Source organism: Bacillus sp. FSL K6-1033 (assembly GCF_038630765.1).
GTDB lineage: Bacteria > Bacillota > Bacilli > Bacillales > Bacillaceae > Bacillus > Bacillus altitudinis.
In genome coordinates, this window is the sequence record NZ_CP152041.1 from 3538565 (window position 1) to 3551584 (window position 13020).

Sequence of the window (13020 nt, forward strand, 5' to 3'; positions counted from 1 at the left end):
TTACAGCCTGCAATGTGTACTAATATCAACCAAATGACCTAAGGCATATAAAACAGCCACATTCTATCAAGAGAATGTGGCTGTTTTTAAAAGAAGAACATGCATATCAACACACTAATGGCGATGAAAAAAAGATACATGCAGTCGATCCATGAAGTGCTGATGACATGATAATACGTTCTCTCCCTCGTCCCTGTGAAACCTCTTGCTTCCATCGCAATGGCTAGTCGTTCAGATTTCCGTACACCTTGCGTGAAAAGAGGGAGTGCATAACGTATAAAGGCTTTCCAACTGTTTTTTTGCTTGTAACCTCTAATTTTATGTGCAGCCTTCATTTGCTTCAATTCACTTTGAAACAACGGGATAAACCGGAAGCCTGCCAGCATCCCATATGCCCATTTGGGTGACATTCGGCATTGATGGATTAAGCTCATCATAAAGGCCGTCAAATCAGTTGTTGATGTAAAAAGGAGACCAAATGTCACAAAGCCAAGCATTCTAAAAGAAATGGTCAGCCCATTTCTTAAACTCTCCTCTGTGATATGAAACCATGCCCATTTCCAAACTGTATGATCTCCCTTGCCAAAGGCCGCCATCATCCAAAACACAAGAATGAAAAAGAGCAGATAAGGTACAAGTCTAGTGATGAGGTATTTCACATTCCAGCCGCCTAGGACAAGTCCAATTCCAAGTGCAAACAGCCAGATGATGAACGTCGTTTTAGGATTAGAAATAGTCATCAGACAGCACATCGCAAGGAGATGGGCGAGTAATTTCATGACTGGATTTACAGTGGATAGAAAGGAGTGATTACTTTGCAATCGTCATCACTTCCTTTCTTTCAGCCATATAGCGATAATGTAACGGCACTCTCAGCTCACAGGAAGTGACAAGTTCCTGATGAGAAAATAAATCAAAAGGCGTACCATCATAAACATGCTCCCCTTGATGAAAAACAAGCACCTGATCAGCGCACTCATCAACGAGTTCCATATCATGTGTGACCATGATAATAGTGGTGCCTTGTCGTTGACGTTCTTTTAAACGCCGGATTAACTCCCTCGCCGTTTTCTCATCCTGCCCGAAGGTAGGCTCATCTAAAATGAGTACATCCTGATCAAAAAGAAGCATCGTGGCAACACTTAATCTTCTTTTTTGTCCTAAACTTAAGGTGAAAGGATGCACGTCTCTATGCTTCTCTAGGCCGAACTCTGCCAATAGCTGATTCGTTTTTTCTTGCACCACAGACTCTGACCAATTTCGCTGTCTCCCACCAAATGCGATTTCATCAAACACTGTGTCCTGTATAAATTGAAGTTCTGGATTTTGAAATACAAAGCCTGCTTTTTCATATAATGTTCGGTCAGACCACTTTTTCAGGTGTTTTCCTTTTAAGAAAATGTGACCTTTCTTTATTGGTTCTAAACGTATGACATGTTTAAGAAACGTACTTTTTCCGCTTCCATTTTCACCAATGATCGCAACCCAATCTCCTGCTTTTATATTAAGGTGCAGGTCATCTATAATGCTTTTTTTCCCGTAGCTTAATTGTAGATGATCTGTGCGAATAATGACCTCTCGATCTGTTGATGACAATTTCTCATGACGTTCTTTTCTCGACTCAAAGGTTTGCAAGAGTGTTTGACTCAGTGGATGAAACGGATCTTGTAAGACATTGGACCATTTCTCGGGAAATATTTTCGGACGCCAGATGCCGGCCTCTTTCATTTCTCCCTCAAATGTATTCATCACGTCTTTCGGCGTTCCATCTGCTATGATACGGCCTTGATAATCTAATAAGATCACCCGATCCATCCACTCGATGACACCGTCTAACACATGCTCCACAAAAATCATCGTCTGATTCTGTTCAGCCGAAAGCTGCTGAAGTAATTGAAATATCTCCATTCTTCCTGCTGGATCAAGCTGTGCTGTCGGTTCATCAAAGAACAGGACATCTGGCTCTAATGCTAGTAAACATGCAAGCGCCAACCGCTGCTTCATTCCGCCAGATAAGGTATGAATATCTGTATTTGGGTCGACATCCAGCTGTACCTTTTTCATGAGATGCTGAATCATGTCATCCATTTGTTCTCGAGGGACAGATCGATTCTCTAAGCTAAACGCAATTTCTTCATTGACTCGGTGCATACAAAACTGCGAATCTGGGTCTTGAAACATGACACCAGTATGCCTTTGCCGCATCACTTCTCCCTGTACTTCAGCTTCCATATGCTCTGGAATAATGCCAGCAAGCACAGAAATCAGCGTAGATTTCCCGCTTCCACTTGGTCCTAATATCAGCACCTTTTCCCCCTTTTGAATAGAAAGAGATACTTGATGAAGAACGGGATTCGGCTGTTCATAAAAACGGACAGTGAGATTACTGCACGCGAGAAATGAATCCATGCTGGTCACCCTTACTTCGTTTTTCTTTCATGATGGCATATTGATTCAGCACACCCGTTTTAGATAAAGCATCCACCACAACCTTTGCCAAGCAACCGCCGAGTAACATACCGCTGATGACTTGAGTGACAAGTGTCATGAGTAACACTTGAGGCGTGTAATAGCCGAATCCATTGGCAATGAGGCTATATGCCATTGCCCCTACTGCTGCAAAGGCACCAGACAACATGAGTGTCCACATGCGATATCGCTTATAGCCAAATAGAGCGAAGGCGATTTCTGCTCCAAGTCCTTGGCATACACCAATCAAAAGCGCAGAAAGACCGAAGTGGCTGCCTGTCAGTAATTCCACGGCAGCGGCAGCTGTTTCTGCGATGAGGGCAGCGCCAGGCTTTTGGATAATGTAAGCAACGATTGGACTGGCAATGACCCAAATTCCGAACATGATGTTGCCTCCTGCTGGACCGACAAGGGCTGTAATCGGTAAATAAAGAGTCGACCACCCTAAATAGATAACTCCGCATGCCACTGATAAAATGACAGCAAGAACGACTTCTTTCATCTTCCATGTCATGAAGAATGCACCTCCATTTGGACAGGCCACTCTTCGACAGTAAAGGCCATGTCCCAAAATTTATACTCAAGCTGACAGCTTAAGATGAAGTGCTGTTTCATTTTCTCCTTTTCCTTCTCACTTGCTCCTTCCGCCCACTGATCAAGCCGTTTGCAAAGCTCCACTGTAACAGAGTCCGTTAACCCGCCATAAAACGTGATCCACTCATAGAATGGATGGGCAGGGTCGGGCTCAACATCTTTAAGCATTCGTTTGCCTATTTCCCAATAGGTCCAAGGGCAAGGGAGCAAAACCGCAATGATTTCTCCTAGCGTCCCTTCCTCGGCGACTTGCAGCATGTGATGAATATAGTGATGAGCACTTGGCGCCAAAGACGCACCTTGCAGTTCATCATAAGCGACACCTGCCACTCGGCAAAGGTTTTGATGAGGATGTGTCTCACTATCAAGGACAAAAGCCATTTGTTGATGGAAAAAGGTAATGTCCTCTCTATCTGTACATCTGCTGATGGCTGCCGCATAAATTTTAATAAAGGCATTTAAATATTCTGCATCCTGTTTGACATAATGAATGATCTGTTCCTTTTCGAGTTCTCCTGCTGCGAGTCCTCTCACAAACGGATGCTGATAAATCGCTTCAAATAATGGTTCTGCTTCTTGCCTTAATTGGGTTGAAAATGTCATAAAAAAAGCCTCCTCTTTTTCAGTTGAATAAATGAAAAAGCCACCCCAAATGGAGCGGCCTTCTTATCGATTCAATCATGAATAAGACAAGGTCCAGCTCCACTTCCCTCCGCTAGTACAAACTAGATCAGGTTCAAAGGGTCCAAGATTTCCTCTTGTCTCAGTCATACATGACTCCCCTAGTGGACTTTTGTCATTTAATTATCTTTACTCTACACATGTGGCGATTTGATGTCAACCGCCGATCTTAATTCAATGTATTGATCGTTGGCAGCTTCTCGATCCCTGCTGCATAGTAGAAATTAAGGACACTGAAGAAATCAATTGGCTTTCCTGTCTTTAAATCAACAGCCAAAATATGATCGCCGTAATTTGTCAGGTCATCAATGTCTAAACGCCTTGGCGTTGTCTTTCCGAGAGTATCAACAAAGCTGCTATGGTAGTACTGCCCACTAGCAAACGATGATTCATGATACATAAATAATGTCTCCACATCTAAGTAGACAAGAATGGCCTCAGAGGAACTCGCATATGGAGCAGAGTACGATACTGGTGCCGAAATACTTTTCACTTTTACACTGTCAACAGAATGCGTTCTCTGTTGATATTTTCCATCATATGAGAAATAAAATACACGCTCCCATTTATAATCAGCGGTCTTAGATTGTTTGTTATACACTTTTGTACCATTTGCGAAAACATCCCCATTGGCATACGCAGCAACAAAGTATTGCAATGTTGATGACAGGGATTCAGCACCTGTGAAATTTGGTGGGTTTTTTGCATTCACCTGTAATGTATATGAGTCTCCAAAGTCTCCACCGCTAGTAATACCAAACGCATAATCACCCGCTGGTAAATTGCTTAACGCAAGCAGACTGCCTGCAGGTTGAATCAGATCCGTTGGATAAGCTTGTCCTTCTTCATAATCAATAACAAATAACTGAACGAAATAATCAGCATTTGGAGAGGTAATCCGGCTGATGAGCGCCTGAGGGGCCGATGTACTTAAGAACCATAAATCAACTGGATCTTCCTCGTTTAAAACTGCCGATTGATTAATGGCTAGTCCATCAATAGAGCGAACGGCAGACGTGCGCATCTTTCCATCTGCAGCCGCTTTTCGTTTAATACTTATTCCCTTTTTCTTATCTACTTTAAATGATTTTCTTACTTCCTTCTGTTGAACCGCAGTCCCTTTATCCTGCTTTTCAAACGACTCTTGCACTTGCTGAATGACTTTTTCAGTCAGTGGCGATACTTTTTCACTTGATTTTGGTGCATCTTCTGCTTTGATTGCTGGTGAAAATAAACCTGTTGTGACCAATAAAATAGACAGTAAGGCGGCGGTGATTTTGACATAAAATGCTCTCACAGGAACATCCCCTTTTCCCTAATTTGGGTTTTTTACCCTGTGATTATTTTACCATTTTTCTAATACTTGTTTTGGACTTTTTTAGGAAATTTTTATAACAAAAAACCAGCCGTATGCGTCACGACTGGTTTATTTGATGATTTATGCAATGGTTTTGACAAATAAACGTGCTGTTTCTGCACTTGATCCTGGATTTTGTCCAGTAATGATTTGTCCGTCTACAACAGCGAATGGCGCAAATGCATCGCCTTTTTCAAATGCTGCCCCTTGCTCGCGAAGTTTTGTTTCCAATAAAAATGGAACTTTAGATGTCAGCTGAACAGCATCCTCTTCCTCATTTGTGAATCCTGTTATTTTCTTGCCGTCGATAAATGATTTTCCATCACGATCCTTCACATCAACAAAGGCAGAAACGCCATGGCAAACTGCCCCAACGGCTCCATTTTTGTCTGAAATCGCTAAGATCGCATCGGCAACCAGTTGATTGGACGCAAAGTCGATCATTGGCCCATGTCCTCCAGCAAAGAAAATGCCATCATACTCAGCTGGGTTTACATCTGTCAGTGCCTTTGTGTCGTGAAGTAATTCATACACATCTTGATATTGTGCTGGAACTCCTTCAGGGATTGAGTTTTTATCGATCGGTACTGTTCCACCTTTTATTGAAACAATTTGCACGTTTAGTCCATTTTCTTTAAAAATATGAAATGGCTCGGCCAATTCTTCTAGCCATAAGCCTGTTGGGTGTCCGTTCATTTCTGAGCTGCTTGTTGATACTAATAAAACGTTCTTGCTCAACTTTATCATCCTTTCTAATTATCATGTGGCTATTTTATATTTTGCACAATTAAATATCAAGCAATCAGACTTGGATACAACTCTTTATGTTATACCCGATTTTTTTAAAAATATAGCCTCACTTCAAATCTAATCATTCTGTCACATTCTATTGACAGGGAATTTCATGTAAAATTGTGATGAAATGATATAATATGAGAAACAATTGACAGACCTCTTGCGCTAGAGGGAATTTAAAAGGAGTGGAAAAAGAGATGAAAACCTATTCGATTGTGATGATTATCATCACGCTCTGTATCATATTGGCTGTCTTTTTAATGAATCTTACGGGCGTCATGTATGGAAAAATCATATTGGCTGTCGCTGTTGCCCTTTGTCTTACGTCCATTATTCGTTTGATGGGAATGCGTAAAAGATAAAAGCCGCCCTCTGGGGCGACTTTACCGTGTAGACAAGCCTTCGCATTCAGTGTCAGTCCTGAACTGCAAAGGTTGTCTATCACGCTGATAGGATTATATAGCCAGGATAAGTGCAATTAATGCAAGAAAAGCTGGTAACCCTTGTTTGATGATAATCGATTTATTAGACGTCACACCGCCAAATACTGCTGCGATGAACACACAAAGAACGAAAAATAGCTGAATCATATATCCTACGGTATTCGAACCAAGAATGAGCCCCCAAATGAGTCCAGCAGCTAGAAAGCCATTGTATAGCCCTTGATTAGCAAACATCACTTTCACATTTGGATCCTTTTGTAAGTGTTCAGGCAGATTGAAAGATCTTTTCGCCATTTTTGATTCCATAAAAAACATTTCTAGTAACATGATGACAATGTGCTCTAAAGCGACAATTCCTACTAAAATCATTGCTAAAATATTCAATTTAGTGAATTCCTTTCTGATAGACGGTCTCGTATTTGTATTTTGTCCGTGTATAAATCAAAGTCTTGGATTAGCTCTAACGCCTCATGAAAACGACTTTGTGGAATTTCTTTCATTTTTCTTACACCAAATTCCTTTTTAATAAAAGCCATGATGGTATTAATATGAAGCTTACCGTGGCCATCATACTCTAAATGGCTGCAAAAAGTCTGCATCGTCCCTCGAATCACCTTTAATTGCTTGGCAGTGACACAACTCATTGGTAACGCTCATCCTTTCTTGGTTTTTTAACAACTAAAAAGAACATTGAATGAAAGAAAAACCTTCCAATCTCTATTATATAATGGTTTCATTCGGATATCAAAATAAAAAAGAACAAACATTCGATCAAAGACGAGTCATACGCTAAAAATCCATGTCTTAACGTATCAAAAAGCCGGATTCATGGATAGAATCCGGCTTTTTGTTTAGTTGCTTTTAGAAATTAATACCTTTCCAACAGAACGGTCCTTACTTTGTCCGACGACTTTAAAGGATAGGCCGTATGTTGGCACATCACGTCCTGCATCCGGGTTATTTGGATTCACATAGTTCTTTTTATCACTAAATGCACGCGTTGGGCGGATATAGCGATCCTCTAAGGTTAAGCCTGTTGTCGCTGTATAATCAATATTCAGCTTCGTGCTTGGATTCAAAGAGAATGCTGCATCATGTACTTGGAAACCTGTCGCTGCAATAGAGCCGTCACTCCATTTCAACACTTGTTGATCTGCATCTACGACTCCAAGGAAGCCGTTCCCTGGATGTTTTCCAACCCAGTTATCACTGTACGATTGATCGACGTACCACACGACCAAACCGTTATTATAGCTCATCAGACTTGCTCCTCGTTTGATATGCTTTAAGCCTTTATCGACATCAGCATAAGAGCGCCATTCTAGTAAATAATACTGAGCGGCATATTGTTTTCCATTAGATTGAGAGAATCCATTAAAAGTGAACGTGGACGTTCCCTCAGCATCATCTGACCACACTTTTGCTCCATCTGCTGTAATCTTTAGATCATCTACAAATAAGCCTGGCAGTGAATATCCTGCATCGGTTGTATAGCGGAATTGCAGATCGATCTTCTTCCCTGCATAAGCAGAAAGGTCAAAGGATGCATCTACCCATCCATCTGATTTTCCATCGATGCCATTGCCTTCATTCGCTCCTGCCTCATTTCGATCATTCGTAATATTACCAGCAATGGTTGTCCATTTGTCTGTCCCAGTTTCACGAACTTCTACATATGCATAGTCATAATCTTCTTCGATATCATACCATGCTTTAAACGTAAGCTCTGCTTTGCTTCCCTTCGACAAATCAATCCCTGATGTCGTCATGGTTGCGTTCAAATTGTCACCTGTTCCGCTGAAGTATGCATTTTGCCCTTGTGCAGGCTGAGTGACCACAATCTCTTTATCTGGCAAATCGACTCGAACCGCATCATGGTTGGTTCCTTTTGTTGCTGCTTCATCGATTAAAACGGTTTTGCTTTTTGTTAATGTCTTACCATCAATAGTTTTTCCAGAAAGCCAGTTGCCGCCATGCAAGTTTTGAAGCATTTCTTTTGCATATGGACTAAAACCTGTTGGTTCCGTACCAGGTACTTTACCTGCCCAGCTTCCGCTTGACATGATAGACCAATAAGAAACGGGCTCTCCTCTGCCTGTGTATTGTGTATCGTATTCATCAGGCAGACCAAGATCATGTCCAAATTCATGTGTGAACACGCCTGCTGCGCCATCTTCAGGCTCAATCGTATAATCTAGAGCGCCTAACTTTCCACCTTGACCCACTTCTGATTCAGTGTTTGGAATCTCAAATACATCACCAAGTGACCAGCGATGCGACCAAATCGCGTCAGAGCCAAGCTGTCCGCCGCCAGCTTCTTCACCTACGCCAGCGTGTACAACCATGAGGTGGTCAATGATACCGTCCGGCTCATTATAAACACCGTCCCCATCCATATCATAGCGGTCCCATTGATCATATTCACCAAGGTCAATGTTTGGATCCTTTGCCGCTGCTTCGAGGGCTTCTTTCACCAATTCGCGCGGTCTGCCGTCACTGCCTGATTCGTCTGGTACGTTCCCGCCATAATATGCAGCTTCATGCTTGGCTGTATACCATCCAGCCACTGTTCCACTAATCGTGTAGCTTCCACCAGACTGCTTTTCATAATATTGCTTCATAGAAACTTTTCTTTTACCATCTGGACCGATGTAGCCATTTTTTCCGAAAAGCATGTCTTGATAGTGCTGTTGATCGTACTTGTCATAGTACATATCAGTCTCTTCTTTTTTAATACTATTATGCTTATAATCTTTAAAATCTACTAATAATACCAAAACTTTATCATTACGGACGTCGCCTTTATATTTTTCCTTTTTCACCGGCTTTACTTGATTGCCTTCTTTTCCTTTATGCTTCTTTAACTTTTTCTTTTTGGCTAGTTTATTATGTACATTTTGTTTGTATTCTTTTAGGAATTCAGGTTCTTCTGTTAAGGTACTTGCGCTTTGTTTCATCGCTGCTTCTTCTTTTTTCTTTAGGTAGTTCTTTAATGCTTTTTGGGTTTCTGCCTCATTGGCATTCTTTTTGATCTTTCCTTGTTTTTTCAAGGCTTTGATGAGGCGGTCTTCATTGACAACACTTGCGTCGAATGGAATACCTGAATAATGACCGCCATCTGAGGATGTTGACTTTTCTGAGGTGTGGGCAGATAGAGGGGTGCTGAAAGCTGTCAATGTGCCTAAACTGAGGACAGCTGTTAGTGCGATGCTCGTCCATTTCCCTTTTTTCATATTGGTTCCTCCCTAATTTGGTAATAAATAATATCTAATTCTAGCATATTCCAATATACTTAAGTCGAAAAACATTTTATTTTCAGAAACTTTGTGGAAAATGCACAATACGAGATTGAAATAGGTGGAACGCATTGTCGAAAATAAAAGAACCCTAGGCTATAAATGCCTAGGGTGTTTGTTGTTTTTCTATGAAAGTTGCTCTCCTTGATATGCAACAACATCAAGTGGAGCGGCTAAAAATTCTTTTGCCTTTGCGACGAAAGCTTGGAAATGTGCACTTGCATTATGGCTTTGAACCGCTGCTTCATCTTTCCACACTTCTACCATTAAAAAGGTGTTTTCTTTCTCTGTATCCTTGAAAAGCTTGTAGGACACATTGCCTGCTTCTTCCTGTGAAGCTTTCATTAAACCGTTGATTTCTTCTAGAAATACGTTTTCTTTCTCTGGATGAATGGTCATCCCTGCATGAATAATAATCATATGATCGTCTCCCTTTTTTTAAAAATTATTTCCACTCTGTGATGCGATCGATCGGTAAACGGTAAGAAGCATAACCTTCGTCAGCTGCTTTCCCAATGGATAGAAGCATAACTGGTACATAGCGCTCTTTATCCCAGCCGAATGTTTCAGCGATGACTTCTTTGTCATATCCGCCAATTGGGTTTGTATCATAGCCATGCGCACGAGCAGCAAGCATCAGCTGCATTGACACAAGTCCACCGTCAATTAAGATCGTTTCACGATTCACTTGCTCTGGAAGAGCTTCAAAATGTGCAGTTAATGCAGCAATTTGTCTTTCTTTTACTTCCTGCGGCATGTAGCCATTTTCTACTGCTTTTGAATAAATTTCTTCTAAGTATTCATTGTTTTTCATATCTGCAAACACTGCGATGACAGCTGATGATGTAGCTACTTGTGTTTGGTTGAATTTTGCGAGTGGTGCAAGCTTTTCTTTTCCTTCTGGGCTGTCAATGACCATGAAGCGCCAAGGCTGTGCATTCACTGATGATGGTGCTGTTGTTGCCTCTTCTAAAATCTCCGTCATTTCTTCTTTGCTAATTTTCACTGCTGGATCATAGTTACGAATGGAGCGGCGCCCTTTCATAATATCCATAAAATCGTTTGTTTTTAATGTTGTAGCCATGTGTAACACTCCTTTAGGTTGTTTGAATCTTTTCGATGTTTTGTTGTATACGGATGAGCACATCAGTGAGAAGCTTTCGTTCTTCATCACTTACGTTTTCAAGCATTTCTGAGATAAATCGTTCTTTTTCTTTTTTAGAAGCTTCGATTCTTGTTCTGCCTTCATCTGTCAGACGAACAAGCGTGACGCGATTATCTTCCGGCTTTCTTCTGCGCGTGACCATTCCTTTTGTTTCTAACTGTTTTAAGTGACGCGTCACAGCCGCACTATCAATATTTACTTTTTTCTGCAAATCGGATTGGCTGATTTCGTCGGCTTGGAATAACAGTGATAGCAACTCCAGTCTTGATTGGCTGATGCCCGTGCATGCTTCGAACTTCACACCCATCATACGGTTCACGCACTGCAAACGATATAATACCTCTGCTTCTTCAGAGCAAAATGCAGTCAATGCCATCCCCTCTTTTCTATTCAGATCAATTAGTTGATATATCAATCATTGACTCGTCAACTAATATACACCCATTGTTTCATGATTGCAAGAGGTTTGTTTCATAAAGTGAAATTTTTTATTTCAATTAAAAAAGACGAGCTTTTGCTCGTCGTAGACAAAGGGCTAAAATGTAGTTTATTTTAGCCCTTTGTCTTCTTTTCAGCGTGAAAGAAAACCTTTGCAGTCTAGAAAGGACGAGCACTGGAGCGGAGCGAATTTGACATTCGTGAGCACCAGCGCGCAGGACTGACACCGAATGCGAGGGTTTGTCTTCACGCTGGGACGAGCTTTTGCTCGCCTTAAGAACTTGGTGTCGATGTTGGTCCCACATAGTAGCTGATAAATCCAATGATCATCAAGACTACAAAAATAAAGAGAATGAGTTTGAGCATTCTCATGGTTTATCCCCTCCCACTCATCTAACTTATCATATCTAGAAGAAGCGCTACCTAAAATTTACATAAAAAAAGACAAAAGCGATTCATCACTTTTGTCTTCTTCTCTTTATTCTGTAATCACTGTATGAATCAAAGTCGGAGCATCTGCATGGTCAGCGATGCGGATGTTGTCATAAATTTTCTCCATGACATTCGCAACATCTTCACGATTTGCATGCAGCGTCACGAGAGATTCACCTTTTTCTACACGATCGCCTACTTTTTTGTTGAGCATGATGCCAACAGATAGGTCGATATCGTCTTCTTTTGTTGCACGTCCTGCTCCAAGAATCATCGCTGCAACACCGATTTCGTCTGCGACGATTTCAGCGATCACGCCTGATTCTTTTGCCGGCACTTCGATTTGATACGGTGCTTGCGGCAGTTTTTCCGGTTGATCTACAATCGAGCCGTCTCCACCTTGGTTTTCTAAAAATTCCTTGAATTTCTCAAGTGCTTTGCCGTTTTTCATGACTTCAATTAGCTTTTCTCTTGCTTCATCAAGTGTCTCTGCTTTTTTCGCAAGAACGACCATTTGACTTCCTAATGTGAGCACAAGCTCGTTTAAGTCTTCAGGGCCTTCGCCTTTAAGCGTGTCAATCGCCTCTTTCACTTCAAGGGAATTTCCAATCGCTAATCCTAGCGGCTGAGACATGTCTGAGATGACAGCCATCGTTTGTCTGCCAACATTATTTCCGATACGAACCATTGCTTTTGCAAGCTTCTCAGAGTCTTCAGGTGTTTTCATGAAAGCACCTGCACCTGTTTTTACATCTAGTACAATGGCATCTGCGCCAGCAGCGATTTTCTTACTCATAATCGAGCTTGCAATGAGCGGGATTGAGTTAACAGTTCCTGTTACATCACGAAGGGCATACAGTTTTTTATCAGCAGGTGTCAGGTTGCCTGATTGTCCAATGACCGCTACTTTATGACGGTTCACCAGTTCGATGAACTCGTCTTTTGTAATTTCAACGTGGAAGCCTTTGACTGCCTCTAACTTGTCGACTGTTCCACCCGTATGTCCAAGACCACGCCCAGACATTTTTGCAACAGGTACATCAAGTGCTGCAACAAGAGGAGCGAGTACAAGCGTTGTTGTATCGCCTACACCGCCTGTTGAATGCTTGTCTACTTTAATGCCGTCGATAGCAGACAGGTCAATTGTGTCCCCTGAGTTTGCCATAGCGAGTGTTAAATCTGCACGTTCTTGATCCGTCATATCTTGGAAGAAAATCGCCATCGCCAAGGCACTTGCTTGGTAGTCAGGAATTGTTCCGTCCGTATAACCTTTGACAAAGAAAGAAATTTCCTCTGAAGATAATTCTTTTCCGTCACGTTTTTTCGCAATGATATCTACCATTCTCATTG

Annotated in this window: 13 protein-coding genes, 1 pseudogene and 1 riboswitch; of the genes and pseudogenes, 1 reads left to right on the forward strand and 13 read right to left on the reverse strand. The window is 41.6% G+C overall.

Annotated elements, in window-relative coordinates:
• Positions 1-86: 86 nt before the first annotated feature.
• From MHH31_RS18180 to MHH31_RS18205, 6 genes are all read right to left on the reverse strand, one after another.
• The gene (locus MHH31_RS18180; RefSeq protein WP_268356607.1) at positions 87-821 is read right to left on the reverse strand and encodes an energy-coupling factor transporter transmembrane component T; all 735 of its coding nucleotides are present in this window, start codon (positions 819-821) and stop codon (positions 87-89) included.
• Entirely contained in the window at positions 811-2409 is a 1599-nt protein-coding gene (locus tag MHH31_RS18185) for an energy-coupling factor transporter ATPase (RefSeq protein WP_342495073.1), read from the reverse strand. Before MHH31_RS18185 ends, MHH31_RS18180 begins: the two co-directional genes overlap by 11 nt.
• Positions 2384-2983, reverse strand: a complete 600-nt coding sequence (locus MHH31_RS18190; RefSeq protein WP_019743666.1) for an ECF transporter S component — start codon at positions 2981-2983, stop codon at positions 2384-2386. Before MHH31_RS18190 ends, MHH31_RS18185 begins: the two co-directional genes overlap by 26 nt.
• Positions 2980-3666, reverse strand: coding sequence for a thiaminase II (tenA, locus tag MHH31_RS18195; protein ID WP_007498001.1), 687 nt, complete (start codon positions 3664-3666; stop codon positions 2980-2982). The genes MHH31_RS18190 and tenA overlap by 4 nt, the downstream gene beginning before the upstream one ends.
• A gap of 87 nt (positions 3667-3753) precedes the next feature.
• Positions 3754-3857, reverse strand: a riboswitch (TPP riboswitch).
• Positions 3858-3913: 56 nt separating this feature from the next.
• Entirely contained in the window at positions 3914-5041 is a 1128-nt protein-coding gene (locus MHH31_RS18200) for a hypothetical protein (protein ID WP_342495074.1), read from the reverse strand.
• 141 nt (positions 5042-5182) lie between these two features.
• On the reverse strand, positions 5183-5839 hold the full coding sequence (locus MHH31_RS18205) for a type 1 glutamine amidotransferase domain-containing protein (RefSeq protein WP_342495075.1): 657 nt from the start codon (positions 5837-5839) through the stop codon (positions 5183-5185).
• A gap of 224 nt (positions 5840-6063) precedes the next feature.
• Between MHH31_RS18205 and MHH31_RS18210 the strand changes: the two are divergent.
• A pseudogene (locus MHH31_RS18210) lies at positions 6064-6258 on the forward strand (hypothetical protein); the annotation flags it as partial.
• 93 nt (positions 6259-6351) lie between these two features.
• Here MHH31_RS18210 and MHH31_RS18215 read toward each other — a convergent pair.
• The 7 genes from MHH31_RS18215 to MHH31_RS18245 all read right to left on the reverse strand — a co-directional run bounded on the left by MHH31_RS18215 (position 6352) and on the right by MHH31_RS18245 (position 13018).
• Positions 6352-6723, reverse strand: coding sequence for a DUF1304 domain-containing protein (locus MHH31_RS18215; RefSeq protein WP_007498006.1), 372 nt, complete (start codon positions 6721-6723; stop codon positions 6352-6354).
• The gene (locus tag MHH31_RS18220; RefSeq protein WP_284725888.1) at positions 6720-6983 is read right to left on the reverse strand and encodes an ORF6C domain-containing protein; all 264 of its coding nucleotides are present in this window, start codon (positions 6981-6983) and stop codon (positions 6720-6722) included. The genes MHH31_RS18215 and MHH31_RS18220 overlap by 4 nt, the downstream gene beginning before the upstream one ends.
• Before the next feature lie 207 nt (positions 6984-7190).
• Positions 7191-9572, reverse strand: a complete 2382-nt coding sequence (locus MHH31_RS18225) for an immune inhibitor A domain-containing protein (RefSeq protein ID WP_342495076.1) — start codon at positions 9570-9572, stop codon at positions 7191-7193.
• 189 nt (positions 9573-9761) lie between these two features.
• The gene (locus MHH31_RS18230; protein ID WP_008345714.1) at positions 9762-10055 is read right to left on the reverse strand and encodes a putative quinol monooxygenase; all 294 of its coding nucleotides are present in this window, start codon (positions 10053-10055) and stop codon (positions 9762-9764) included.
• A gap of 25 nt (positions 10056-10080) precedes the next feature.
• Positions 10081-10719 (reverse strand): nitroreductase family protein, encoded by a 639-nt coding sequence (locus tag MHH31_RS18235; protein ID WP_017368360.1) that lies wholly within the window; start codon positions 10717-10719, stop codon positions 10081-10083.
• A gap of 13 nt (positions 10720-10732) precedes the next feature.
• Complete coding sequence (locus tag MHH31_RS18240) at positions 10733-11176, reverse strand: MarR family transcriptional regulator (protein ID WP_045033720.1); 444 nt, start codon at positions 11174-11176, stop codon at positions 10733-10735.
• 540 nt (positions 11177-11716) lie between these two features.
• Positions 11717-13018 carry a pyrimidine-nucleoside phosphorylase gene (locus MHH31_RS18245; RefSeq protein WP_039164991.1) on the reverse strand — a complete coding sequence of 434 codons (1302 nt, stop codon included), beginning with the start codon at positions 13016-13018 and terminating at the stop codon, positions 11717-11719.
• Positions 13019-13020 lie beyond the last annotated feature (2 nt).